The 24752-nt window shown below is 69.0% G+C and carries 20 protein-coding genes; 6 read left to right on the top strand and 14 right to left on the bottom strand.

Going from position 1 to position 24752, the window contains the following annotated elements:
• Position 1 precedes the first annotated feature (1 nt).
• From AC1DFU_RS19675 to AC1DFU_RS19635, 9 genes are all read right to left on the bottom strand, one after another.
• Entirely contained in the window at positions 2-1501 is a 1500-nt protein-coding gene (locus AC1DFU_RS19675) for an efflux transporter outer membrane subunit (RefSeq protein WP_441645627.1), read from the bottom strand.
• Positions 1498-4713 (bottom strand): efflux RND transporter permease subunit, encoded by a 3216-nt coding sequence (locus AC1DFU_RS19670; protein WP_092300814.1) that lies wholly within the window; start codon positions 4711-4713, stop codon positions 1498-1500. Before AC1DFU_RS19670 ends, AC1DFU_RS19675 begins: the two co-directional genes overlap by 4 nt.
• Positions 4710-5939, bottom strand: a complete 1230-nt coding sequence (locus AC1DFU_RS19665; RefSeq protein WP_092300817.1) for an efflux RND transporter periplasmic adaptor subunit — start codon at positions 5937-5939, stop codon at positions 4710-4712. The genes AC1DFU_RS19670 and AC1DFU_RS19665 overlap by 4 nt, the downstream gene beginning before the upstream one ends.
• A 109-nt stretch (positions 5940-6048) precedes the next feature.
• The gene (locus AC1DFU_RS19660; RefSeq protein ID WP_092300820.1) at positions 6049-6420 is read right to left on the bottom strand and encodes a response regulator transcription factor; all 372 of its coding nucleotides are present in this window, start codon (positions 6418-6420) and stop codon (positions 6049-6051) included.
• A gap of 170 nt (positions 6421-6590) precedes the next feature.
• Positions 6591-7250 carry a response regulator transcription factor gene (locus tag AC1DFU_RS19655; RefSeq protein WP_092300823.1) on the bottom strand — a complete coding sequence of 220 codons (660 nt, stop codon included), beginning with the start codon at positions 7248-7250 and terminating at the stop codon, positions 6591-6593.
• Between the two features lie 4 nt (positions 7251-7254).
• Positions 7255-8220: a sensor histidine kinase gene (locus tag AC1DFU_RS19650; protein ID WP_441592356.1), complete on the bottom strand. Its 966-nt coding sequence runs from the start codon at positions 8218-8220 to the stop codon at positions 7255-7257.
• A 20-nt stretch (positions 8221-8240) separates the two neighbouring features.
• On the bottom strand, positions 8241-8813 hold the full coding sequence (locus tag AC1DFU_RS19645; RefSeq protein ID WP_092300828.1) for a BPSL1445 family SYLF domain-containing lipoprotein: 573 nt from the start codon (positions 8811-8813) through the stop codon (positions 8241-8243).
• Between the two features lie 242 nt (positions 8814-9055).
• Complete coding sequence (locus AC1DFU_RS19640; RefSeq protein WP_441592354.1) at positions 9056-9937, bottom strand: DUF2950 domain-containing protein; 882 nt, start codon at positions 9935-9937, stop codon at positions 9056-9058.
• Between the two features lie 66 nt (positions 9938-10003).
• Positions 10004-11521, bottom strand: coding sequence for a DUF3300 domain-containing protein (locus tag AC1DFU_RS19635; RefSeq protein ID WP_441592352.1), 1518 nt, complete (start codon positions 11519-11521; stop codon positions 10004-10006).
• A gap of 193 nt (positions 11522-11714) precedes the next feature.
• On the opposite strand from AC1DFU_RS19635, the gene AC1DFU_RS19630 reads away from it, so the two are divergent.
• The gene (locus AC1DFU_RS19630) at positions 11715-13316 is read left to right on the top strand and encodes a phospholipase D family protein (RefSeq protein WP_092300837.1); all 1602 of its coding nucleotides are present in this window, start codon (positions 11715-11717) and stop codon (positions 13314-13316) included.
• Between the two features lie 155 nt (positions 13317-13471).
• Positions 13472-14641, top strand: a complete 1170-nt coding sequence (locus AC1DFU_RS19625) for a porin (RefSeq protein WP_092300840.1) — start codon at positions 13472-13474, stop codon at positions 14639-14641.
• Between the two features lie 28 nt (positions 14642-14669).
• Here AC1DFU_RS19625 and AC1DFU_RS19620 read toward each other — a convergent pair whose 3' ends face one another.
• A complete protein-coding gene (locus tag AC1DFU_RS19620; RefSeq protein WP_441592349.1) occupies positions 14670-15692 on the bottom strand; it encodes an AraC family transcriptional regulator in 1023 nt (340 codons plus the stop codon).
• Positions 15693-15852: 160 nt separating this feature from the next.
• On the opposite strand from AC1DFU_RS19620, the gene AC1DFU_RS19615 reads away from it, so the two are divergent.
• From AC1DFU_RS19615 to AC1DFU_RS19605, 3 genes are read left to right on the top strand one after another with little or no spacing between them, the layout of a single operon-like run.
• Complete coding sequence (locus AC1DFU_RS19615; protein WP_092300846.1) at positions 15853-16908, top strand: beta-keto acid cleavage family enzyme; 1056 nt, start codon at positions 15853-15855, stop codon at positions 16906-16908.
• An 18-nt stretch (positions 16909-16926) separates the two neighbouring features.
• Positions 16927-17184, top strand: coding sequence for a DUF1289 domain-containing protein (locus tag AC1DFU_RS19610; protein WP_441592347.1), 258 nt, complete (start codon positions 16927-16929; stop codon positions 17182-17184).
• A 43-nt stretch (positions 17185-17227) separates the two neighbouring features.
• A complete protein-coding gene (locus tag AC1DFU_RS19605) occupies positions 17228-18205 on the top strand; it encodes a Bug family tripartite tricarboxylate transporter substrate binding protein (RefSeq protein WP_092300852.1) in 978 nt (325 codons plus the stop codon).
• An 84-nt stretch (positions 18206-18289) separates the two neighbouring features.
• Here the strand turns inward: AC1DFU_RS19605 and AC1DFU_RS19600 are convergent, their stop codons facing one another.
• Genes AC1DFU_RS19600 through AC1DFU_RS19590 form a run of 3 tightly spaced genes read right to left on the bottom strand, consistent with a single transcriptional unit; the run spans position 18290 to position 21812 of the window.
• Positions 18290-19951: a fatty acid--CoA ligase gene (locus AC1DFU_RS19600; protein WP_441592345.1), complete on the bottom strand. Its 1662-nt coding sequence runs from the start codon at positions 19949-19951 to the stop codon at positions 18290-18292.
• A gap of 20 nt (positions 19952-19971) precedes the next feature.
• On the bottom strand, positions 19972-20820 hold the full coding sequence (locus AC1DFU_RS19595; RefSeq protein WP_092300858.1) for a TauD/TfdA dioxygenase family protein: 849 nt from the start codon (positions 20818-20820) through the stop codon (positions 19972-19974).
• Positions 20821-20831: 11 nt separating this feature from the next.
• Positions 20832-21812 (bottom strand): quinone oxidoreductase family protein, encoded by a 981-nt coding sequence (locus AC1DFU_RS19590; RefSeq protein ID WP_092300861.1) that lies wholly within the window; start codon positions 21810-21812, stop codon positions 20832-20834.
• Between the two features lie 181 nt (positions 21813-21993).
• Here AC1DFU_RS19590 and AC1DFU_RS19585 point away from each other — a divergent pair, with 181 nt between their 5' ends.
• Positions 21994-23058 (top strand): AraC family transcriptional regulator, encoded by a 1065-nt coding sequence (locus AC1DFU_RS19585; protein ID WP_218158059.1) that lies wholly within the window; start codon positions 21994-21996, stop codon positions 23056-23058.
• Here the strand turns inward: AC1DFU_RS19585 and AC1DFU_RS19580 are convergent.
• Positions 23016-24716, bottom strand: coding sequence for a SulP family inorganic anion transporter (locus AC1DFU_RS19580; RefSeq protein ID WP_441592342.1), 1701 nt, complete (start codon positions 24714-24716; stop codon positions 23016-23018). The two genes, AC1DFU_RS19585 and AC1DFU_RS19580, sit on opposite strands and share 43 nt — an antisense overlap.
• Positions 24717-24752: the final 36 nt, after the last annotated feature.

The following is a 24752-nucleotide window of genomic DNA, read 5'->3' as shown; positions in this document are numbered from 1 at the left end:
GTCATCTCTCCGTTGTGGATGCCTGATCCCGGCGCTCCGCTTGCGGGATGCCGGCTGCGCGCAGCGGCCAGCCAGCACCGAGCGCCTTGTAAAGCTGCACGATCTGCCCGAACTCGGTACCGCGCAGGCTCGACTGGTCGATCTGGGCCGAGAACAGCGCGCGCTCCGAGTCGAGCACCTCCAGGTAGCTGGTGTAGCCGCCCTCGTAGCGGTCGCGCGCGAGCGCGGCATAGCGCGCCAGCGCATCGACCTGCGCGGTCTTGGCCGTGAGCTGATCGCGCGTGCGCTGCACGCCCACCAGTGCGTCCGCCACTTCGCGGAACGCGGTCTGGATGGCCTGCTGGTAGCCCTGCAGCGCCTGCCGCTGGCGTGCCTCGGCCTGCCGGACATCGCCCGCAATCCGCCCCGCGCTGAAGATCGGCATCGCCACCGACGCGCCATACGACCACGTCTGCGCCGCGCCCACCCAGAGCCCGGAAAGCGCCGTGCTGGCCGCGCCGAACAGCCCGGTCAGCGTGATGGTCGGGAAGTACTCGGCCCGTGCCGCGCCGATCTCGGCGTTGGCGGCCACCAGTTGCTGCTCGGCCTGCAACAGGTCCGGGCGCTGCTCCAGCAGGTCGGACGGCAGGCCGGACGGAATCGTCGGCGGGCGCAGTTCGCCAATCGGCAGACCGCGCGGCATGGCGCGCGGGTTCTCGCCGATCAGCACCGACAGCAGGTTCTCCTGCTGCGCCACCAGCTGGTCGTAGAGCGCCACCGAGGTCAGCGCCGACGCGTACTCGGACTGCGCCTGCGCCAGTTCCACCTCGGACACCACCCCGCCCTCGAAGCGCTGCCGGAACAGCTCCAGCGCCCCCGCCCGGCTGTCGAGCGTGTCGCCGGCCACCAGCCGGCGGTTATCCAGATCGCGCAGCGTGACGTAGCCCGATGCCACGGCCGCCACCACGCTAATCTCCACGGCCCGGCGCGCCTCGTCGGAGGCCGCCCACTGCGCGCGGGCCGACTCGGTCAGGCGCCGCAGCCGGCCGAACAGGTCAATCTCCCACGAGGCGAACACATCGGCCTGCACCTGGTTGAACGGATTGCCCACCGGCGACAGCGTGCCACTGCTGTTGCTCAGGCGCTGACGGCTTGCCAACGTCTCCACGCCGACCTGCGGGAACATCAGGCCGCGCGTGGACATCACGCGCCCGTAGTACTCGTCCACACGGGCGGCGGCAATCAGGATGTCGCGATTGCGCTCCAGCGCCTGGGCGATCATCGCGTCGAGCACCGGGTCGCCGAACTGGCCCCACCATTGCGGATCGATGGCGGGCGTGGCGGGCGTGGCGGGCGTGGTGGGCGTGGCGGCCGTAGGCGTGGCCGTAGCCGGCGGGGTCTCCGCGAAGCGATAGGTCTCGGGCACGTCCACGGCGGGCCGTTCGTAGTCCGGCCCCACCGCGCAGCCGCCTGCCATCAGGGCGCCGGCACCAACCAGCGCCTGCCAGTGCACGTGGCTCATGGCGGGTCTCCCCGGCGCACCGGCGCGGCCGGCGCATCGGCGGGCGGCTCCAGCCCCGGCTCGGGCGGATGACCCGAAGGCGGATGGCCCGGCGTCGGCTGGTCCGGCACCTTGCCGGCGGTGCGGCGCTCCAGCGCCCAGAAGAACATCGGGATGAAGAACACCGCGATCACCGTGGCGCCGAGCATGCCGCCGATCACCCCCGTGCCGAGCGACTGCCGGCTCGCCGCGGAAGCTCCGCTGGCGATGGCCAACGGAATGCAGCCCAGGATGAAGGCCAGCGAGGTCATGATGATCGGCCGCAGCCGCAGCTTGGACGCCTTGACCGCCGCGTCGTAGGCGTTCAGCCCCTCCTTGATGCGCATCTCCACCGCGAACTCGAAGATCAGGATGGCGTTCTTGGCCGCCAGCGCAATCAGCACCGTCAGGCCGATCTGGAAGTACACGTCGTTCTGCATGCCGCGTATCAGGATGGCGACCAGCGCGCCGAACAGCGCGAACGGCACCGCCAGCAGCACGCCGATCGGCAGCGACCATTTCTCGTACTGGGCGGCCAGGATCAGGAACACCATCAGCAGCGCGAAGGCGAACACCATGGCGGCGGTCGAGCCGGCCTTCTTCTCCTCATACGCCTGCCCGCTCCACGCAAAGCTGTAGCCCTCGCCCAGCACCTCGGCGGCCACTTCCTCCATGGCGGTCAGCGCCTGCCCGGAGCTGTAGCCGGGCGCGGCGTCGCCGGTGATCTTGGCGGCCGGGAAGTTGTTGAAGCGCGTGACGAGGTCCGCGCCGGCCACGTAGCGCGAGGTGGTCACGGCCTTGATCGGCACCATGTCGCCATGGGTGTTGCGCACATAGACCTTGTCGAGGTCTTCCGGGCGCGAACGGAACTGCGGCTCGGCCTGCAGGATGACCTGGAACAGCCGGCTGTTCTTCGGGAACTGGCTCACGTAGAGCGAGCCGAACATGGTCTGCAGGGCCGAGTAGACCTGATCGACCGGCACGCCCTGGGTCTCGGCGCGCTCGCGGTCCAGGTCCACCAGCAACTGGCGCGAGCGCGTGTTGATCGTCGTGCTCACGCTGCGCAGCTCGGGCCGCTGGCGCGCCTTGGCGATGAAGGCCCGCGCGCGCGCCTCCAGCTGTTGGTAGGTGCCGTCGCCGGTGCTTTGCAGCCAGAACTCGAAACCGCCCGTGGTGCCAAGTCCCGGGATGGACGGCGGATTGACCGGGATCACCAGCCCCTCGCGCCAGGTGGAGAACTCGCGGTTGGCCTTGGTGATGAGGTCCTCGGCGCTCTCGCCCTTGCCGCGATCGTGGAAGCTCTTCAGCGTGATGAACAGCGTGCCGGCGTTGGACTTGTTCTGGGAGTCGATCAGGCTATAGCCGTCCGGCGTGGCCACCGACTTCACGCCCGGCTGCGCCGCGAACCATTGCTCGGCGCGCTTGGACAAGTCGCCGGTACGGTCCAGGCTCGCCGCGTCCGGCAGCACCACCGCGCCGAACAGGTAGCCCTGGTCCTCCACGGGCAGGAACGACGACGGAATGCGCATGAACAGCAGCACGCTCGCCACGATCAGCGCCAGCACCAGCGCCACGGAGATGAACACGCGGCGGATCACCAGCTGGATGCTGCTGCCGTAGCCTTCCACCATGCGGTCGAAGCTGCGGTTGAACCACTGGAAGAATCGGTTCTTCTTGTGCGTGCCGGGCTTGAGGAGGATGGCCGCCAGCGCGGGCGACAGCGTCAGCGCCACAATGCCAGACAGGAACACCGACACCGCCAGCGTGATGGCGAACTGCTTGTACAGCTGCCCGGTGATGCCGGAGAGGAAGGCCACCGGGATGAACACGGCCAGCAGCACCAGCACGATGGCCACCACCGGCCCGCCCACCTCGTCCATGGCGTGCTTGGCGGCGATCTTGGGCGGCATGTTGAACTCGACCATATTCCGCTCGACGTTCTCGATCACCACGATGGCGTCATCCACCACGATGCCGATGGCCAGCACCATCCCGAACAGCGTCAGCATGTTCACCGAAAAGCCGAACGCCGACATCGCCATGAAGGTGCCGATGATCGACACCGGCACGGCCAGGATCGGCACCAGCGTGGCGCGGAAACTCTGCAGGAACAGGTAGACCACCAAAATCACCAGGATCACGGCGTCGCGCAGCGTATGCACCACCTCGTTGATCGACTCCTGCACGAACTCCGTGGTGTCCAGCGCCACCTCGTACTCCAGCCCGGGCGGGAACGACTTCTTCATGGTCTCCAGCGTGGTGCGCACCTGCTTGGCCACGTCCAGCGCGTTGGCGCCCGGCTGCTGGTAGACGGCCATCAGCGTGGCGGTCTTGCCCTTGAAGCGGCTGCGCAGCGAGTAGTCCTTCGAGCCCAGCTCGGCCCGGCCGATGTCCTTCAGCCGCACGATGGCCGCATCGCCCGAGGCAGCACGGAGGATGATGTTGTCGAACTCGGCCGGCTCGGTCATGCGGCCCTTGGTGGCCACCGGGAAGGTCTGCTTGACTGGCCCGTCGGTCGGCGAGGAGCCGATGCGCCCGGCCGAGAACTGCTCGTTCTGCGCCGCCACCGCGTTCTTCACGTCCTCCACGGTGATGCCGAGCCGCGCCATGCGGTCCGGCCGCAGCCAGACGCGCATCGCGTAGTCCGGCGTGCCGAAGATCGCGGCCTGATTGGCGCCGGGAATCCGCTTCAGCGCGTCAAGGATGTAGATGTTGGTGTAGTTGTCGACGAAGGTCTGCGGATAGCTGTTGTCCGGCGAGTAGACCGCGATCACCATCATGAACGCCGACGACCGCTTCTGGACCGAGACCCCCTGCTTGGTCACCGCATCCGGCAGCGTGGGCAGCGCCAGGTTCACGCGGTTCTGCACGTCCACCTGGGCCAGCGACGGGTCGGTGCCGATCTCGAAGTACACCGTCAGCGTCATGTTGCCGGTGGACGAGCTGGTGGACGACATATAGAGCATGTTGTCCGCGCCGTTCACCTGCTGCTCGATCGGCGCGGCCACGTTCTGCGCCACCACCTCGGAACTCGCCCCGGGGTATGTGGTGGTCACCGTGATGCTCGGCGGCGTGATGTCCGGGAACTGCGCCACCGGCAGGTTGAACATCGCCACCAGCCCGCCCACCACGATGATGATGGACAGCACCGATGCAAAGATCGGCCGGTCGATGAAGAAGTGCGACAGCGTCATGGCGCGGCCTTCTCACCGGGCGCGGGCTGGGCCGCCGATTTCTGGTCAGCCGATTTCTGTGCGCCCTGGGCTGCCGGCGCGGAGGCCGGCTTCGCCCCTACCGGTGTGGGCCGCACCGGCGCGCCGGGCGCGAGCCGCACCGTGCCGTCCACGATCACCACGTCGCCTTCGCGCAGGCCGGAGCGCACCACCCAGTTGCCCTCGGTCCATTCGGCCACCTCGATGGCGCGCGACTGCGCCTTGTTGTCCTTGTCCACGGTCCAGACCGATTCGCCGCGCTGGCCCTGGATCACCGCCTCCTGCGGCACGGTGATGGCGCGCGTGCGCTGGGCGCCGATCACCCGCACCCGCACGAACTGGCCCGGCCGTAGCTGGCCATCGCGGTTGGCCACCTCGGCCCGCACGAGGTAGGTGCCGGTCTCGGCACTGAAGGAGGCGTCCTGGAAGGCGATGCGGCCCCGGCTCGGATAGACGCTGCCGTCGGCCATGATCACTTCCACCTCCAGCGCGCCGCGCTCAGGCATGCGCAGCGCGCCCGATGCCGTCTGGGAGCGTGTTTGCAGCACTTCGTTCTCGGAGAGGCTGAAGTTGACCCACATCGGGTCCAGTTTGGCCACGTAGGTCAGCAGGCTGTTGGTGGGGTCGATATAGGAGCCCACCTGCTTCTTGGCGAAGCTGGACAGCCCGTTCACGGGCGAGGTGATGGTGGTATAGCCGAGGTTCAGCTTCGCGTTGACGACGTTGGCCTTGGCCTGCTCGACAGCCGCCGCCGCGGCCTGTTCCTGGCCGGTGGAGTCGTCGAGGTCCTTCTGGCTCAAGGCGTTCTTGGCGGCCAGCGGACGCACGCGGTTCAGGTTGGCGCGCGCCGTGGTCAGCCGCGCCTGCTGCTGCGCCAGCTCCGCGTTGGCGGCGGACAGCGCGGCCTGGAATGGCTTCTGGTCCATGCGGAACAGCACGTCGCCGGCCTTGACCAGCGAGCCCTCCGTGTAGGTGCGCTGCTCCAGGAAGCCGTTCACGCGGGCCCGGATCTCCACCTGCTGGGAACTCTGGGTCTCGCCCACGAACTCGAAGTTCAGCGGCACGTCACGCAACGACACGGTGATGACGCCGACGTCGGTCACCGGCGGCGCCGCGGCCTTGCGCTCCTCCTTCCCGCAGCCCGCGCCCAGCACCAGCACCAGCGCCGCCAGCAGCGTCACTCCCCCTCGGCCGATCCTGCTGCGCATTGCGGTCTCCCATCCACACATGCCACGCCCACGCCATGCAAAGGGCGCTTCTCGACCTAGCTTGTGCCGCGCCGCAATCCATGGCAATTGGACCAAGGGCCACCCCGCGTCAGGACCGGGGGGGCGGGATCAGGGCGAGCAGCTGGGACGCGTTGAACGGCTTGCGCAGATAGCCCAGCGCGCCGTTGGCCAGCGCGCGGGTGCGCGCCTCGGGCACGTCATAGGCGGTGATGAACAGCACGGGCAGGCCGATGGGCATCAGCCGCTGCTGCACTTCCAGGCCGTCAATATCGGACATGCAGACATCGAGGATCACGCAGTCGGGGCGGTAGCCGGGGTCGGCGTGGAGGCGGTCCAGCAGCGCCAGGCCGCTGGCGTAGGTATCCACGACGACGCCGGCGGCGCGCAGCAGCCGCGCAATCGCGCGGGCTACGGCGTCGTCGTCATCGACGATGACGACAAAGGTCTCGGTAGGCCCCATAGATTGACCACAGGTTGACCATCGGCAGGATCGGCAATCGCGCAAGCATCGCTGATGCTCGTAGCCTACGAGATGCCCCGCCCCCGCGATATTGGGCCATGGTCCCGCCCAGGCGGCGCGCCATGCCGGGGTGTGCACCCCGGCCCTTCACCCGTCTGCGTGGGGAGCGCTCAGGCCCCGGCGCCCGCACCCGCGCGGTGGGGTGTCCGTGCGGCGGCCACGGCGGGCAGGCCGAGCTTGTCGGCCATGCGCACCAGCTCGGCCAGCGAGCCGACCTCCAGCTTGCGCATGACGCTGGCGCGATGGGCCTTGATGGTCTTCTCCACCGTGCCCAGTTCGCTGGCCACCTGCTTGTTCAGGCGGCCGGTGACCACCCATGCCATCACCTCGCGCTCGCGCGGGGTCAGGCGGTCGAGCCGCTCGCGCAGGTCGGCCATTTCCTCGTGTTCCATGTGCCGCGCCACGGCGCAGCGGCAGGCCCGTTCGAGCGACGCCAGCAGCGCGTCTTCCTGCACCGGCTTGAGCAGGAAGTCCGTGGCGCCGGCCAGCATGGCCAGGATCGTGGAGGGGACATCGGCATGGCCCGTGACGAAGATCACCGGCAGCTCGCCGTCGAGCCGGCGCTGGAGCGTGATGCCGTCCATGCCCGGCATCTGGAGGTCCAGCATCACGCAGGCCGGACCGGGGTCCGCCGCGCGCGCATCGAGGAAGGCCCAGGCATCGTTGAAGCCCACCGCCTGGTAGCCGTGCGCCTTGACCAGCCGCACCAGCGCGCGCACGACACCGGGGTCATCGTCGACGATATACACCGTCGGAACGTGTTCGCTCATGGCGCTATCCTTTGAAAGACGATTCGGCCATGGCAAGCCCGCGCGGCATGCGGACGCCGCGTCGTGTGGGCATGCCTTCCTGGGGCAGCGAAAACTGGAATGTCATGCCACGGTCCGCGTTGTTCCACGCGTCCAGCGTGCCGCCGTGGCGCGCGGCGATGGCACGGCTGATCGACAGCCCGAGCCCCATGCCCTGCGGCTTCGAGGTGACGAACGGTTCGAAGATGTGCTCGAGGTCGCCGGGGTCCACGCCGGCGCCGCTGTCGCGCACCGCGATCTGCACCATCCCCTCCGCCACGTGCGCCATCACCGTGACCTCGCGCGGGGTGCCACTGCCGGGCACGCCCCGGTCCACGGCATCGCAGGCGTTGAGCAGCACGTTGAGCAGCAGTTGCTGGATCTGCACCGCATCGCCATTGACGCGCGGCAGCGGCGACGCCACCTGCCGGGTCAGCACGATGCCGCGCCCGAGCGCGTTGCCACGCACCAGCGCCAGGGCCTCGTCGATGGCGGCGCCGATGTCCAGCGGCCCCAGCACGCGGGACTCGCCCTTGATCAGCGCGCGGATCTGCCGCACCGTGGCGCTGGCTCGGCACGCTTCGTCGTTCACGTCCTTGAGAATCTCGCGCACCTCGTCCATGTCGATGACATCGGACTCCAGGTACTGGCGCGCGGCCTGGGCATTGCTGACGATGGCGGTCAGCGGCTGGTCGAGTTCATGGGCCAGCGAGCCGGCCAGCTCGCCCATGCTGGAGAGCCGGGACGAGCGCATCAGCGAGGCATAGTCGGCATCGGCGCCGTTCTCGCCGCGCCGCCGCAGCCGCCCGGTGCGCGGCGCCGGCGCGCGCGGCGGGGCGCGCTTGTGCGGCAATGCGCGCCACAGCGCGTCCGCCACTGCGCAGCCGGCGGCCACGCTGGCCACTGCCAACAGCCACGTCGTCCCATGTGGAATCCGGGGGGATCGGCTCATGCGGTCTCTCCGCGGCCCGACTAGATGTCGAGCTTGCTGATCTTGGTGCCTTCCAGCGAGAGGTTCGCCATCAGGCCGGCATTCGTCACCACGAAGGCGACGATCGGCGCGCGCGCCGTGTTGGTGTCGATCAGCCCGTTGGCGCCGACCTGCGCCACCGCGACGGAGCCGTCCACCCCGGCCGTCCAGCCCTTGCTTTGCTGGAACTTCTGCAAGGCTTCCGGCGTCATGAACATCATCACCATCATCTTGGACTGCGCGCCGGCAATCAGCCCGAAGGCCGCGGTGGAGGTGCGGTAGTAGCCCGCCGGCTGGCCGGCAGTGCGGAGCACGCCCTCCCCGTACTCGCCGCCGATACCCAGCCCGGCGGCGATGATCTTGGGAAAGACGAGAATCCCGGTGGCCTTGCTGGCCAGGGCCTGCGAGCCGTTGACCGAGCTATAGAGCCGGTTCAGCGCGCCGTCCGCGCCCGCGTCGATTTCCTTGCGTTTGCTGGCGTTATCCGAGGCGGAACCGGAAGAGGTGGTACAGGCGGCGTTGAGACTGGCCAGTGCGGCCACGCCGAGCAGGGTCGTGAACGAACGACGATTCATGGCAGTTACCCCCTGGAGCTTGTGCGTCCATGTTTTGCTGACTGCGCGATCTGCGCGTACTGCGCCCGGATATACGTTGCGCTGCACCCCGGATAAGGCCAGGAATCGTCAAGAAAGACGACAAAGCGAATTCGCCAGATTCGTGATCTATGTATGGTCGGCTTTCACATTAGTGGGCGGCCTGCGCAATTGCAATCTCTTCCTGCACACGGACGCCGCCCTGCGGGGGCGGCGCCGGAGGCTCAGGGGGCCGTCTTGGCCCATCCCGGGCCAGGATCGAAGCGGGTCATGGCCTGCGCGCGCGCCGCGCTGTTGGGACCGAGGTCGGCTTCGTACACCTGGCCCTCGTGGTTGACCATGAAGCTCTTGACGCCGGTATCGCCGTATCGCACGGGCCACGCCACGATGGCAAAGCCGCCGAACAGCCGGCCGTTGACCACGTAGTCGTAGGCACCGCCGGGCGCCGCCGGTCCTTGTGCCGTCAACAATTTATAGCGATAGCCGTAGTAGCCGTCCTGCGTGGTATTGCCCTTGCCGACAGCCAGGAAGGCGGGGCCGAGCGGGCTCGGCGGCTCGCCGCCGCCCGTGGGCCAGTACAGGCCGTCGCGCTTGCCGGGCGAGCTGGACAGCTTGCCGGCATAGACCAGCACGCCGTCGCCGTCATGATCGACGCTGGCGTATTCGCGCTGGGCGTCGCAGACCGCCAGCATGGTCTGGATGACAGCCAGCTCATTGCGCCCGATACGCCGCACGCGCATCTCGTCCACGCCCTCGGGCACGTTGAAGTACCACCCCTGCGCCGACTTCACCAGCGGCACCGGCAAGGTCCAGCCATCGTCGCCCACCGCCACAAGGGCGCGGTCGGCACCCTCGGGAAGTATCTTGTGCGACACACTCCAGGCACTCAGGAAGCGGTAGCGCGCGTCCGCGCCAACGGGCGGGATCAGGCGCCGGTAGTCGCTACCGAGCAGGGTGCCCAGCGCGGCGTCGTCGCTGGTCGCCACGGCGTCGCCAAATGCCAGCATGGCGGCTTCGGGCGATGGGAAATGCCGCTGGCTGGCGGCCCACGCCGGGCCCGGCCATGGCCATGTCAAGGCCATCACGATGGCTGTCGTGGCCGCCATCCAGCGGGCCCTTCCGGCAAGCCGCCCCAGGCGGTGCGTTGATCGCGCGGTCATCGTCTCCCCTTTTCAGCGCCTGCCGCCGCCACCACCACGGCCACCCCCACCGCCGCCACGGCCACCGCCGCCGCCGAAGCCGCCGCCTCCCCCGCCGCCACGGCTGCCCGCGTGACTACCGCCACCGCCGCCGGTTCCACGGCTGCTGGCGTGCCCGCCGCCAAAGTTCGATTGCTGCGAGCTGGCGCGGCCACGGTCCATGTCGCGCTGCGCACTTTGCCCGCCGCCTACGCCCTGGAAGGCATTGTCCCGGCCTGCCCCGCTGCCCGAGCCCATGTCGCCCCGGCCACGGTCCGTGCTGAGGCTGCGGTCGCTGGCTTGCCGATTGCTGGCCTGCGCGCGGTCGCCGCCGGCGCCTTGGCGGTCGCCCCGGTCGCCCCCTTGCCGGTCGCCCCGGTTTGCTGACCGATCAGAAGCTGTTGCCCGATCGCCGCCGACGCCATCGCGTCCGCCGTCACGGCCACCATCGCGCCCACCCTCACGTCCGCCCTCACGTCCGCCCTCACGGCCACCATCACGTCCACCTTCGCGCCCACCCTCCCTGCCGCGATAGTCGCTGCGGCGGTCCGCCCCGCCCGAGTTCTTGCCGTACTTCTCGCGCGAAGCGTTGTCCCGGTACGACACGCCCTGCCGGTGACTGGAATCGTGCTGCCACTTGCCGCCGCCCTGCACCTTGGTGCGGTCGAAATTGCGGTCGATATTGGTGGCCCGGTTGACGTCGATATTCACATCGCCGCCGCCCCAGTTGCAGCCGCCGAAGATCGCGCCCGCCGCTGCCAGCCCCACGCCCCAGGCGAAGCCGGTGGCCAGCGCCGCCCCCGGGTAGTAGGCCGGATACGGGGGCCAGTAGTACGGCGGATAGCTCGGATAGCCCCATGAGCCGTAGACCACGGTGGGGTTGTAGGCCGGTACATAGATCACCTGGGGATTGGCCGGCTCGACGCGGATGATGGTCTCGGCGACCGGTGGCGGCTGGCCCTGCACCGGCGCGGGCCCTGGCTCCACCGACACCTTCTGCTGCTCGTTGGTCTTGAGGTTGCCCGAGTCCCGGGCGCGGGCGCGCAGGCGCTGCACCGCCGCCAGCACATCGCGCTCCTGGGCCAGGAACGCGTCGCCGAGCTTCTGCGTCCAGTCCAGCTTGTCGCTCATCGGCTCCAGCACCTGCGGGAAGGCCACCAGAGACTTCACGCTGACATCCCAGGGCTGGTTCTCCACGGCCTTGACCGCGGCGTCGCCCTTCACATTGGGATTGGCCTTGACCCAGCGCGCCGCATACACGATCTCGAGCGGATACGTGGACGCCATGAGCACCTGGGAGAGCACGGAATCGGGATAGAGCGCGATCGGCGCCACGAGGGACTCGAGTTCCTCGGGCTTGAAGGTCGGCGCCGCAGGCGCGGTGGATGCCGGCGGCGCGGCGGGTGCAGGGGTCTGCGCCGCCGGGACACCGGGTGCGGTGAACATGGCAAGCCACGCCACGGCGACCAGAACGCGCGCGCAGGACATCAGTCGCTCGAGCCAACGAGCCATGGCTGCCTCCTCTCTCCGGGAAGCGGTTTGCAATCTCCGCGATGCCGGACTATGTTCGTAGCACCTCTTGCGTAGCCGTAACGCTTGCTTTTCCCGGGGCAAGCATTCCCATTCTCGACGCCGTCGGCGCCAATTTGTATTGGCCTTTGGACTTGGCCAGCGCGGGCGGCCTGCCCTTCCCCGGGAGACATGCATGACCGCTGCCGCACGCGTGCTGGCCCGGGTGGCGATGGTCACGATGGTGGCAGCCGCGCTGCTGTCCGGCTGCGCCAGCCTGCCCCCGGCGGACGGTGAACCGAGCCACGCGATGACAGACACCGCGCAAACCACGCTCGGCCGCCTCGCCGCGCAGCGTCGCCCTGACCCGCCAGACCAGAGCGCCTTCCACCTGCTGGCGGACAACGTCGACGCGCTGATCGCCCGCGTGCTGCTGACGGAAAAGGCCGAGCGCTCGCTCGACCTCCAGTACTACATCTGGCACGACGACGCCACCGGCCGATCCCTGGCCCATGCCGTGCTGCGCGCGGCGGACCGGGGCGTGCGCGTGCGCGTGCTGCTGGACGACATCGGCGTGGGCGCCGACGACAACCTGCTGCTGGCCGTGGACGCCCATCCAGCCATCGAGGTGCGCATCTTCAACCCGGTGGCCAGCCGCGCCTTCCGGCGTGCGGGCGCGCTGCTGGACTTCTCGCGCGTGAACCGGCGCATGCACAACAAGGCGCTGATCGCCGATAACCAGGCCGCCATCGTCGGCGGGCGCAATATCGGCGACGAGTACTTCGGCGCATCGCCCGCCGTCAGCTTTGGCGATCTGGACGTGCTGACGCACGGCCCCATCGTGCGCGAGGTCTCCGGCGCGTTCGACGCCTACTGGAACAGCGAGGCGGCCTATCCGGTGGGCACGCTGACCGGCCGCAGCGCCGACCCGGAAGCCGTGGCCGCGCTACGCGAGCGGCTGGATGCGCTGGCGGCGGCCCAACAGGACCACCCCTACGCCGTGCACGCGCGCGAGCGGCTCCGGCAGGTACTCGCCGAGCCGCCCGCCGTCGCCGCATGGGGCCGCGCCGCGCTGCTCTACGACGATCCCGGCAAGATCACGCGCGCTGCCGAGGACACGGCCGGCCATCTGGTGCCCCAGTTGCGCGCGCTGGACGTGCAGCCGCAGCGCACGCTGCTGATCGTCTCGCCCTACTTCGTGCCGGCCGAGGCGGGCGTGGCGTGGTTGCGCGGGCTGCGCGAGCGCGGCGTGGCCGTGACGGTGCTGACCAACTCGCTCGCCGCCACCGACGTGGCCGCCGTGCACGCCGGCTACAAGCGCTACCGCGAGACGCTGCTGCGCATGGGCGTGGTGCTGTACGAGGTCAAGCCGATGCACGACCCCGAAGCCGCGGCGGGAACATCGGGAAAATCGACCAAATCGGGCAATACCAAGCTGTCGGCGTTCGGCAGCTCGCGCGCGTCGCTGCATGCCAAGACCTTCGTGGCAGACGACAGCGCCGTCTTTATCGGCTCGATGAACCTGGACCCGCGCTCGGTGCAGCTCAACACGGAGCTGGGCGTGGTCTGCGTGAGCCCGGCGCTGGCCGCGCAGGTGGCCGGCGCGATCCTGCCGAATCTGGGGCGCATTGCGTGGCGGCTCGCGGAGGAGGACGACCCCGAACGGGGCCGCCAACTGATCTGGATCGACGAGGCGAACCCGGACGCCGCCCCGCTGACCACGGAGCCCGAGTCCTCCGTGCTGCGGCGCGTCGGCGTGTGGTTCATGGGGCTGTTTCCCATCGAATCGCAGTTGTGAAGTGACTGCCGCGCCCGTCCTGCAGGGCAGGTTCGCGTTTTCCCGATCTGTCCCGAAATGAAAAAGGATTGTCCCCGACAGTCAAATCGGCAGCGCCCGTTCCGCCAATACTCCGACCCGGTTGCACATAACTCGAACCGAGACACGGAGACAACATGAAGGCCAGGAATATTGCCGCAGCGGCGCTGATGACCACTGCGGGAACGGGTGCAGTACAAGCACAATCGGCGGTCACGCTATATGGCGTGGCCGACGTGAACGTCGAATACGCGAATCACGTGGGCGCGGTGCCGGTCGCCACGAACCAGTTCAACCGCGGGCAGGGTCACGACGTGGTACGCATGAACTCGGGCGGCCTCGCCGGCTCCCGTTGGGGTATTCGCGGCACCGAGGACCTCGGTGGCGGCGCGAAGGCCATGTTCGTGCTGGAGTCGGGCTTCAGCCTGGACTCGGGCACGCTGCAGCAGTCGGGCCGGATGTTCGGACGTCAGGCGTTTGTCGGCCTGCAGCGCACGGGACTCGGGCAGATCACCTTCGGGCGCCAGTACACGTCGATGTTCGAGGCGCTCGCCAACTTCTCGCCCACCGCCTACGCCACCCAGTACGAGCCGGTGGTGCTGCAGTCGGGCGCCAACTTCCGCGAAGACAACACCATCAAGTACACGGGCCAGTTCGGCCCGGTCACGGCGCTGGCGCACTGGTCCTTCGGCACCGGCCTGGCGCTGCCGGCCACGGTGGGTGTGGCCACGCCGATCGGCGGCAACGGCGAAGTGCCGGGCTCGTTCCGGCGCGACACCGCCTACGGCGCGGCCGTGGCCTACGCGGCCGGCCCGTTCGGGGTCACCGTCGGCTATGACCAGTGGAACCCGACCATCGGCACCAGCAGCGGCACGCTGCGCAAGGCGGCCATCGGCGGCAGCTACGGCTTTGGCGATGCCAAGATCATGGCCGGCTACCGCTGGGGCCAGAACAAGAACGCGGGCGGCACGGTGATCCAGCGCGACGACCTGTACTGGATCGGCGCGCTCTACCAACTCACGCCGGCCGTCGGCCTGACGCTCGAGTATCACTACGACGATCTCAAGAGCCTGGCCGGCGCGACGCAGCTCGCCAACCCGTGGCAGATCGGCTTCGTGGCCAACTACGCGTTCTCCAAGCGCACGGACGTGTACCTGACCACCGCCTACGCCAAGAATGCCGGCCTGATGCTCGAATCGCTGGCCACGGTCTACGCCAACAGCCTCTCGCTCGGCAACAGCTACGCGCTGGGCAATGGCGAACGGTCGATGATCGGCGCCGCCGTGGGCATCCGCCACCGCTTCTGAGCCCCGTGCTCAAACCGCCGCCAGCCCCTCAGCCGGCGGTGGTCGTTTTTGCCTCCGCCTTGCCCATGCGCCTGGCCGTGACGCTACAGCCGAAGCGGCCGCAGAACCAGCGCGAAAAAGCACTGAGCGATGAAAACCCAAGCAGCGTGGCCACTTCCGAGAGTGGCCGCGTGGCGTTGTCGATGTAGCGCAGCACGAGGTCCGCGCGCGCCGCATCGAGCACATCGGAATACGTCGTCTTTTCCTGGGCCAGCCGCCGGTGCACGGTGCGCCGATCCACGCCGAGGTGCTGGGCCACGCGGTCCACCGTGCACAGGCCGGTGGGCAGCAGCGCGTAGATCAGCTTGCGCACCTGGTCCTGCATCGTCGCGGACGACTGCGCCAGCAGCGTGCCGAGGTACTGCTTCACCTGCCGCGCCATCACCGGGTCGTAGGATGGCAGCGGCGCCTCCAGGTCCGCCGCCTGGCAGACGATGCCATCGAAATCCTGCCCGTAGTCCGCCGGCATGCCGAACAGCTGCAGCGACGTGGCCGTGCTGGCCGGCGCCGCGTGCGTGAAACTGATGCTGCGCGGCCGCCACCCGGTGCCCAGGAACAGCCGCAGCATGCGGAACATCACCCCCACTGCGAGATCGGAGGCCTGGCGCATCGTGCCGGGCCGCTCGCTCAGAATCTGCAGCCGGATCACTACCAGCGGCCCCGCCTCTTCCACCCACATCCCCAGCGCCTCGTTCTGCAGGTCCATATAGCGAACCATCGACACCAGCGCCTCGCGCAGCGTGGGTGCCTCGCGCACCACGAAGGCCAGCGGGCCCAGGTTCGAGAACTCGCGCAGCGCCGCCATGCGCAGGCCAAAGTCGTCCACGCCGGCCGCTTGCGCCGAGGCATCGAGCAGCCCGCCGACCAGTTCGGCCCGGATGCGCAAGTCGGGATCCAGCAACGCGGAACGGGCGATGCGCGCCGCGCGCAACTGCTGGTAGGGGTCGAGCCCGACGGCCCGCGCCACATCCACGTAATGGGTCAGGCTGGCGCCGCGCAACGTATAGGACATAGGCACATAGAAGGATGGATGCGTGCTTTCCCGGGGTGTCCCCACAGGTTAATTCAATGTCCCGTCATGTCAAACCGCGTATACCCGCTGGCCGATACTTCGGACACCGGCGCCCCGCGTGCCGTCCGCACATTCCCACCGCACCCAGCGAGGAGACAACATGCAATTTCTTGACGATTCCCTTCACCCCGAGACCATGGACAAAGTGGTCATCACCGTGGCGCCGTACGGCCCCGAGTGGATGCCCGAAGACTTCCCGGAAGACATCCCCGTCACCATGGAAGCCCAGATCCAGAAAGCCGTGGATTGCTACGAAGCCGGCGCCACCGTGCTGCACCTGCACGTGCGCGAACTCGACGGCAAGGGCTCCAAGCGCCTGTCCAAGTTCAACGAGCTGATCGCCGGCGTGCGCAAGGCCGTGCCGGACATGATCATCCAGGTGGGCGGGTCGATCTCGTTCGCACCGGAAGACGAAGGCGAATCCGCCAAATGGCTCTCGGACGACACGCGCCACATGCTGGCCGAACTCACGCCGAAGCCCGACCAGGTGACCGTGGCCATCAACACCACGCAGATGAACATCATGGAGCTGCTGTACCCCGAGTACGTCGCGGGCACCTCGCTCGAGAACCCGGCGTACCAGGCGGCCTACAGCGAGATGACCGTGCCGGCCGGCCCGGCCTGGGTGGCCGAGCACCTGCGCCGCCTGCAACGCGCCGGCGTGCAGCCGCACTTCCAGCTGACCGGCATGCATGCGCTGGAGACGCTCGAGCGCCTGGTGCGCGCCGGGGTCTACCTGGGTCCGCTGAACCTGACCTGGATCGGCATCGGCGGCGGCTTCGACGGCCCCAACCCGTTCAACTTCTTCAACTTCATCCACCGCGCGCCGGATGGCTGCACGCTGACGGCCGAGTCGCTGCTCAAGAACGTGCTGCCGTTCAACATGATGGCGATGGCGATGGGCCTGCACCCGCGCTGCGGCATCGAGGACACCATCATCGACCAGCACGGCAATCGCATGAGTTCGGTGCAGCAGATCCAGCAGTGCGTGCGCGTGGCCAAGGAACTGGGCCGCGAGATCGCCACCGGCAAGGAAGCCCGCGCGATCTACCGCATCGGCACCTGGTACGACAGCGCCGAAGAGACGCTGCGCGCGCACGGCATGGCCCCGAACCGCCGGGCCGGCGAGCGCAACCTGCCGCGCCGTCCCGCCTGATACTGGCTGACGCACGACATGGACGCACTGACCGATCCCTGCATCAATATCTGCCGCATGGACCTGTCCGGCCAGTTCTGCCAGGGGTGTCGCCGTACCCCCCTGGAGATCGGCCGCTGGCCCCGCATGACGCTGCTGGAGCGCGCCGCCACGCTGGCGGCCATCGCCCAGCGCCGCAATCCCGGCAGTTCCAGCAGTTCCGGCAATACCTGCAGCCCCTGCAACCCCTGCAACCCCTGCAACCCCTGCAATACGGGAACAAGACACGCCGCCTGAGCGTGCCTGCCCTACTATTCCAATACATCGAACGGAGACAAGCATGGCCCAACGCCTTGCCCACCTGATACCGCGGCGCACCGCCGTGGCTGTCCTGCTCGCGCTGGCCATGCCGGCCGCGTTTGCGTGGACCAACAAGCCGGTACGCATGCTCGTGCCGGCCCCCGCTGGCGGCACCATGGACGTGGTCGCCCGCCTGCTGGCGGAGCAGCTTTCCGCCGATCTCGGCCAGCCGGTCGTGGTCGACAACAAGCCCGGCGCGGGCGGCGGCATCGCCATCCACACGCTGATCGCCGCACCGGCCGATGGCCAGACCATCATGGTCACGGCCAGCAACGTGCTGACCGAGATCCCGCACGTGCTGAAGAGCAACTTCGATCCGCTCAAGGACATCCGCCCCGTGGCCGCCATCGCGCGTTCGCGGTTGCTGATGGTCGGCGCGCCGCAACTGCCGGCCAAGGACTTCAAGAGCCTGGTCAGCTACGCCAAGGCGCATCCGGGCAAGCTCGGCTTTGCTTCGTACAGCGCCGGCACGGCCTCTCACTACGCGGGGATGATCGTCAACCAGAAGACCGGCATCGACCTCCAGCACGTGCCGTTCGCGGGTTCCGGCCCGGCCCTGACGCAAGTCATGGGCGGCCAGATCGCCGTGATGTACGACGGCATGGTCACCTCGCTGCCGCTGATCAAGGCCGGCAAGCTCCAGCCCTACGCGCTGGCCGCCAAGACGCGCTCGCCACTGCTGCCTGACGTGCCGACCTTCGCCGAACTCGGCTATCCGGACGTCGACTTCAGCAACTGGATCGGCGTGGTGGCCTCGGGCCAGATGCCGGAAGACCTGGCGCGCAAGATCCAGACCGCCGTCGACAAGGCCGCGCAGACCCCCAAGGTCCGCGCCCGCATGGAAGCCCTCGGCTACGAGCCCATCGCCGAACTGCCGCTACCGCAACTGAGCCAGTCCGTGCGCGCCGAGTTCGACCGCAACGCAGGCATCGTGAAGACGTTCAATATCCAGCCTTGATCCAATCCCGCCCGATCCGATCGGGCAATGAGTAAGGCCAGCCTCGCGGCTGGCCTTTTTGCTGCTCTCCTTCCCCGGCCGGGGTCAGCCTTGCGCGGATTCCCGCAGCTGCTTCTTGTTGATCTTGCCGACGCTGGTCTTGGGGATCTCCGCCACGAAGACGATGCGGTCCGCCTCCGGCACGGCGAACTTGCTGAGGCGGTTGCCGGCCACATGGTCCAGCAGGCGCTGGCGGATATCGGCCGCATCCACCGCGTGGCCGGGCTGGCCAACCACGAAGGCCATCGGCCGCTCGCCCCAGCGTGCGTCCTGCACGCCGATCACTGCGCACTCGCGCACGCCGGGCACCTGCGCCACCAGCCCCTCCACCTCGAGCGACGACACCCACTCGCCGCCGGTCTTGATCACGTCCTTGATGCGGTCGACGATGCGGACGCCGCCATCCGCGCCCATCACGGCGATGTCCTGCGTATGCAGGTAGCCGCCGGCCCACAGCGCTTCGGAGGCCTCCGGCTTGCCGTGGTACGACTCGGTCAGGTACGGCGCGCGCAGCACGATCTCGCCCTGATGGCGGCCATCGTGCGGCACGTCGCGCATCTGTTCGTCCACGATGCGGAAGTCGACCATCGCCACCGGTCTCCCCGTGGCGCAGCGCATGGCGATCTCGGCCTCGCGGCTGGCCGGACGGACACCGGGCGCGAGCTGGGCCAGCGCGACGATCGGTCCGGTCTCGGACATGCCGTAGCCCGAGAACACGTCGATGCCGGCATCGAGCGCCGCCGCGCACAGCGCCGGCTGGAGGGCCGAGCCGCCGATGATGACGCGCCAGTCGGACAGGTCCTGCCCGGTTTCGCTGGCGGTCTGCAGCAGCATCTGGAGGATGGTCGGCACGCAGTGCGAGAACGTCACGCCCTCGGACGCACGCAGCGCCAGCAGCTGCGCCGGCACGTAGCGGCCCGGCAGCACCGTCTTCAGCCCCAGCAGGATGGCCACGTACGGGATGCCCCACGCCAGCACGTGGAACATCGGCGTGATCGGCATGTACACGTCCTCCCGATGCAGGCGCTGGCCCGTACGCGGTGAGCACAGCGTGGTGGCCGTGGTCAGCGCGTGCAGCACGATATGACGATGGCTGTACGACACGCCCTTGGGGTCGCCCGTGGTGCCGGTGGTGTAGAACATCGCCGCGCGGGTGTTCTCGTCGAACTCCGCGAACGGGTAGTCCGGCGAGGCCGCCGCGAGCAGCGCCTCGTACTCGCCGTCGAGCGGCAGCGTGGTGGCCGGCGCCGGCTCGCCATCGGCCATCAGCACGAAGCGCTTGACGCCGGTTAGCTGGTCGCGGATCTCCTCGAGCAGCGGCAGGAAGTCACGGTGCACGAGCACGATCTCGGCCTGCGAGTCGTTGAGCGTGTACAGGATCTGCGCCGGCGAAAGCCGCACGTTCACGGTGAACAGCGTGGCGCCCATCATCGGCACGCCGAAATAGCATTCCAGGTAGCGGTGGCTGTCCCAGTCCATCACGGCCACGGTGCTGCCGTGGCGGGCACCCAGCGCGCCCAGCGCCGAGGCCAGCTGGCCGATGCGGCCGCGGAACGCCCGGTAGGTGTAGCGCGTGGTGCCCTGGTAGGTGATCTCCTGCTCCGGACTCAGGCTCAGCGCGTTGACGAGCAACTGGCTGACCAGCAGCGGGTAGGCGTAGGCCGAGGGGGTGGAGACGATGCGGGCATCGGTCTTGAAATCTGTCATGTGAGGCATCTCGCGGTCAGTCAGTAAGGCACGTCACCGACGATGCCGGCGCGCTCCATCTTGCGCACGGTAGGCGCGTAGTCCTGCACGGCGTAGTGCTGCGTGCAGCGGTTGTCCCAGATCGCCACGCTGTTGCGCGTCCAGCGCCAGCGCACCTGGAACTCGGGAACCTCGGCCTGCGCGCACAGGTATTGCAGCAGGTCGCCCGAGCCGGGCATGAAGTCCTTGCCGAAGCGGACGGTGTCGCCCCGGTGGTAGTTGGCGAAGTGCGAGGTGAAGGCGTTGACGAACAGCACGGGCTCGCTGGTTTCCGGGTGGATGCGCACCACCGGGTGCTCCACCATCGGGAACTGGGCCGCCAGGGCGGCGCGCTTCTCCGGCGGCATATTGGCGCCGAAGGTGTGCTCGATGCTGTGCTTGGCGCGCAGGCCGTGAATGCGGATCTTGATGTCGTCCGGCAGCCGGCGGTACGCCTCGGCCATGTTCACCCAGATCGTGTCGCCGCCCACGGGCGGGGTTTCCACGCAGCGCAGCACGCAGCCCATCGGCGGCGCGGCGCGCCAGGTGGCGTCGCAGTGGAACGAGTTCTCGTAGTGCTCCACCTTGCTGTCGGGCGACTTGTAGATGCGCACCAGGCCGGGGTGCTCCGGGTCGCTGCCGACCACCGGGTGGTCCTCCAGCTCGCCAAAGCGGCGCGCGAAGGCCACGTGCTCGGCCCGGGTGATGTCCTGGTCGCGCAGGAACAGCACCTTGTGCTGGAGCAGCGCCGACTTGATCTCGGCAAACAGGCCGGCATCGCGCGACGCCTCGCCCAGGTTGACGCCGGACAGTTCGGCGCCGATATGGCAGGTCAGGGGTTCCACTCGCATGGCGGTCTCCTTCAAATCACGAAAATCGACGAACCGGTCGTGCGGCGCGACTCGAGGTCGCGGTGCGCCTGCACGGCATCTTCGAGGGCATAGGTCTGGTGGATCTCGATGCCGATGCGGCCGGCGCCGACGTGGTCGAACAGTTCGCCCGCCAGCTCCGCCTTCTCGGCCGGATCGGCGATGTAGTCGGCCAGCGCCGGACGCGTGACGAACAGCGAGCCCTTCATCGCCAGCAGCACCGGGTCGAACGGCGGGATCGGGCCGGAAGCCGTGCCGACGCAGACCAGCGTGCCGCGCCGACGCAGCGAGTCCAGCGAGGACATGAAGGTGGTCTTGCCGACGCTGTCGAACACCACGTCCACGCCCTGCCCGTCGGTCAGCTCGCGTACGCGCTGGGCCACATCCTCATGGCTGTAGTTGATGGTGTAGTCGCAGCCATGGGCGGCGGCGATGGCGGCCTTGGCATCGGTGGACACCGTGCCGATCACCGTCAGGCCGAGCAGCTTGGCCCACTGCGAGACGATCAAGCCCACGCCGCCAGCGGCTGCGTGCAGCAGGATGGTGTTGCCCGGCCGGAACGCGTGGATGCGGCGCATCAGGTAGGCGGCGGTCAGGCCGCGCATGGTCATCGCGGCGGCGGTCTCGAAGCCGATCGACTCGGGCAGCCGGATCAGCGGCGCCGCCGGCATGATGCGCTCGCTGCTGTACGCGCCGAGCGTGTTCAGGAAGCCGGTGTAGGTCACGCGGTCGCCCACGGCGACGTTGCGCACGCCCTCGCCCACGGCCTGGATCACGCCAGCCGCTTCCACGCCCATGCCGGACGGCAGCGGCACCGGATACGTGCCGTTGCGGAAGTAGGTATCGGCGTAGTTCAGGCCGACAGCCACGTGCCGGATGCGGACTTGGCCCGGGCCGGGATCGCCCACTTCCACCTCTTCCAGCCGCAGTACCTCGGGGCCACCCGTTTCCATCATGCGTACGATTCTTGCCATGCCAACTCTCCTGTCAGGCGGAGCGGCACACCTTGCGCCGCGTTGAGCCCAATGTAGGCCCGGGGGGTCGCGGCACGCGTGACAATTCCTTCCATCGACTTTGCAATTCGCGCCACCCGCGCCTATCATCGGCGCACGGATGCCCGGGATCACACCGGGCACACAGCCAGGGGGAGACGGCTTGGATACACGGATACGCGCCGCGGCGCTTACCAATTTCTTCGAAGTGGCGGAGGCGCGCGGGCTCAATGTGCAGCCCCTGCTGCGCCAGGCCGGCCTCAAGCGCACCCTGCTGGCCGATCCGGACTTCCGTGTGCCGATGGCCGCCTGCGTGACGCTGCTCGAGGACGCGGCGGCAGCCAGCGGCTGCGACAACTTCGCGCTGCGCATGGCCGAGTCGCGCCAGCTGGCGGACTTCGGCGTCATCAGCCTGCTGATCGCCCACCAGCCCAACCTGCGCGCGGCGCTGGCCACCATCATCCGCTACCGCCATCTGGTCAACGAATCCGTGGCGATGCTGCTCGAAGACGCCGGCAGCTCGGTCATCATCCGCGTGGAAGTGGTGGGCGAGGCGCCCTCGCGCCAGGCCGGCGAACTGGCGATGGGCGTGGTCTTCCGCCTCTGCAACGCGCTGCTTGGCGCACGCTGGCAGCCGCTGCGCGTGTGCTTCACGCACCCGGCGCCTGCCGACGAGAGCGTGCACCGGCGACTGTTCCGCTGCGGGCTGGCCTTCAACGACGAGTACAACGGCATCGTCTGCCGCGCCGTCGACCTCGACGTGCCGAATCCGGGCGCCGATCCGGCCATGGCGCGCCACGCCCAGCGCGTGGTGGAGGCGCTGCCCCGGCCCGCCGCGCCGACCGTCGCCCATGAGGTACGCGGCGCCATCGCCCTGCTGTTGCCGATGGGCCGCGCCACCGGTGCTTCCGTCGCCCAAGGGCTCGGCATGAGCCTGCGCACGCTGCAGCGCGCGCTCGGCGACGAAGGCGCGAGCTTCCACGACATCCTGCACGCGGTGCGGCGCGAGCAGGCCCCGCGCCATGTGGAGAACCCCCGGGTGCCGCTGGCGCAGGTGGCGGTGCTGCTCGGCTACGGCTCACCGAGCACGTTCACGCGCTGGTTCACGGGGGAGTTCGGCATGGCGCCCTCGGCATGGCGCGCGCAGGCCGCCACGCGGGTGCCGGGGCCGCCTGACGAGACGGCTTACGACGACGAAGCCGCCGGCGACGAAGTTTCCGGCGACTGAAACCGGACCAGCGCCTGTTCGAGCGTGGCGAACATCCGGTGCGCGCCCAGCGCGTCGGCCAGCGCGGCGCGGCGCACCATCGCCAGCACCTCGGGGTTCAGCCCGGCCAGCCACAGCGACACGCCCTGCTCCCCCAGCGCGCGCTCGGCCTCGATCAGCATCTTGAGCGCCGTGTATTCGAGATCGATCACACCGGAAAGGTCGAGCAGCACCACGCGCGGCATATCCTCCGTCACGTGCTGGCGCATGCGCTGACCCAACCGCCGCGCATTGGCGAAGAACACGCGCCCTTCGGGCCGCAGGATCAGCAGCCCGGCGAAGACCTCGTCACCGGCATGCTCCGGCGAGAGCGGCCGGAACACATTGGTGCCGCGCTTGCGGGCCAGCACGTACAGCGGCGGGTCGGCCGCCTGGTAGGCCAGCGCCAGCAGCGACACGATGATCGCCACGAGAATGCCCTGCAGCGTGCCCAGCCCCACCACGCCAGCCATGGCGACGAGCGCCCACACGAACTCCATGCGCCGAATCTTGCGGATGGCGCGGAACTCGGCCGGATCGATCAGCCCGATCGAATAGACGATAACCACGGCGGCCAGCGTGGCATTGGGCATCAGGCCGATCACCGGCGCCAGCAGCAGCATGGTGCCGAGCGCGGCGCCGGCCGTGACCAGCGCGGCGAGTTGCGAGCGTGCCCCGGCGCGCTGGTTCACAGCGGTCTGGCTGGTGCCGCCACCGGCCACCATCGCCCCGAGCAGGGCACCGCCGGCATTGGCGAGCCCCGTGGCCAGCAGTTCGCGGTTCGGCTGCGGCGGCGGCTCGCGCTCGTGCGCAAAAGCCCGGCCAGCGGCGATGGTCTCGGTGAAGCTCATCAGCGCGATGCCGAGCGCGGACGGCCACAGCGTGGCCACCATCGACAGGTCCGGCAGCATCACCGCCGGCAGCCCCGTGGGCACCCGCCCGACGATCTCCACGCCGCGCGCCGGCAGGTCCAGCAGCGCCACGGCCGCCACACCGAGCGCCACCGCAATCAGCGGCGCCGGCGCCCGGGGCAGGCGCCAGACCATGAACGCCAGCAGGGCGAGGGTGACGAGCGCAATCGCCAACGTCGGCATCGACGCATGCGGCGCGCCCTGCACGATCGCCCACACGTTGTGCGGGAACGACCCCTTGGCGAAATGGATGCCGAGCAGCTTGGGAATCTGGTCGACCACAATGACGATGCCGATGCCGGCCTTGAAGCCCACCAACACCGGCTCCGAGATGAAGTCCGCGACGAAGCCGAGCCGCAGCGCGCACGCGGTCCCCAGCACCAGCCCCACCAGCAGGGCCAGCGTGGCCGAGGCCACCAGCAGGTTTGCCGAAGGATCGGCGGCAGCCACCTGCGCCAGCGCCGCGCCGGCCAGGATCGCCAGCGTGGTAGTGGTGCTCACGCTGAGCAGCCGCGAGGTGCCGAGCAGCGCGTAGATCGCCATCGGCACGCAGGCCGTGTACAGACCCACCTGCACCGGCAGCCCGGCGATGGTGGCGTAGGCGAGCGACTTCGGAATGACCACGGCCGCCGCACCCAGGCCCGCGACCACATCGGGCCGCAGCCATTCGCGGCGATAGCCGGCCAGCCAGGCCGGCATCCACCCGTGCAGCGCTCCATCGGCTTTCATGCGCGCCCTCCGCGTGCCAGCGCCCTGGCGGCGCCG

The organism is Cupriavidus sp. 10L45, from assembly GCF_056395225.1.
This window is presented reverse-complemented; position numbering and strand designations above follow the sequence as displayed.

Coding starts and splice junctions, on each gene's coding strand:
- AC1DFU_RS19675 (WP_441645627.1), bottom strand. CDS start 1,501: ATGAGCCACGTGCACTGGCAGGCGCTGGTTGGTGCCGGCGCCCTGATG.
- AC1DFU_RS19670 (WP_092300814.1), bottom strand. CDS start 4,713: ATGACGCTGTCGCACTTCTTCATCGACCGGCCGATCTTTGCATCGGTG.
- AC1DFU_RS19665 (WP_092300817.1), bottom strand. CDS start 5,939: ATGCGCAGCAGGATCGGCCGAGGGGGAGTGACGCTGCTGGCGGCGCTG.
- AC1DFU_RS19660 (WP_092300820.1), bottom strand. CDS start 6,420: ATGGGGCCTACCGAGACCTTTGTCGTCATCGTCGATGACGACGACGCC.
- AC1DFU_RS19655 (WP_092300823.1), bottom strand. CDS start 7,250: ATGAGCGAACACGTTCCGACGGTGTATATCGTCGACGATGACCCCGGT.
- AC1DFU_RS19650 (WP_441592356.1), bottom strand. CDS start 8,220: ATGAGCCGATCCCCCCGGATTCCACATGGGACGACGTGGCTGTTGGCA.
- AC1DFU_RS19645 (WP_092300828.1), bottom strand. CDS start 8,813: ATGAATCGTCGTTCGTTCACGACCCTGCTCGGCGTGGCCGCACTGGCC.
- AC1DFU_RS19640 (WP_441592354.1), bottom strand. CDS start 9,937: ATGGCGGCCACGACAGCCATCGTGATGGCCTTGACATGGCCATGGCCG.
- AC1DFU_RS19635 (WP_441592352.1), bottom strand. CDS start 11,521: ATGGCTCGTTGGCTCGAGCGACTGATGTCCTGCGCGCGCGTTCTGGTC.
- AC1DFU_RS19630 (WP_092300837.1), top strand. CDS start 11,715: ATGACCGCTGCCGCACGCGTGCTGGCCCGGGTGGCGATGGTCACGATG.
- AC1DFU_RS19625 (WP_092300840.1), top strand. CDS start 13,472: ATGAAGGCCAGGAATATTGCCGCAGCGGCGCTGATGACCACTGCGGGA.
- AC1DFU_RS19620 (WP_441592349.1), bottom strand. CDS start 15,692: ATGTCCTATACGTTGCGCGGCGCCAGCCTGACCCATTACGTGGATGTG.
- AC1DFU_RS19615 (WP_092300846.1), top strand. CDS start 15,853: ATGCAATTTCTTGACGATTCCCTTCACCCCGAGACCATGGACAAAGTG.
- AC1DFU_RS19610 (WP_441592347.1), top strand. CDS start 16,927: ATGGACGCACTGACCGATCCCTGCATCAATATCTGCCGCATGGACCTG.
- AC1DFU_RS19605 (WP_092300852.1), top strand. CDS start 17,228: ATGGCCCAACGCCTTGCCCACCTGATACCGCGGCGCACCGCCGTGGCT.
- AC1DFU_RS19600 (WP_441592345.1), bottom strand. CDS start 19,951: ATGACAGATTTCAAGACCGATGCCCGCATCGTCTCCACCCCCTCGGCC.
- AC1DFU_RS19595 (WP_092300858.1), bottom strand. CDS start 20,820: ATGCGAGTGGAACCCCTGACCTGCCATATCGGCGCCGAACTGTCCGGC.
- AC1DFU_RS19590 (WP_092300861.1), bottom strand. CDS start 21,812: ATGGCAAGAATCGTACGCATGATGGAAACGGGTGGCCCCGAGGTACTG.
- AC1DFU_RS19580 (WP_441592342.1), bottom strand. CDS start 24,716: ATGAAAGCCGATGGAGCGCTGCACGGGTGGATGCCGGCCTGGCTGGCC.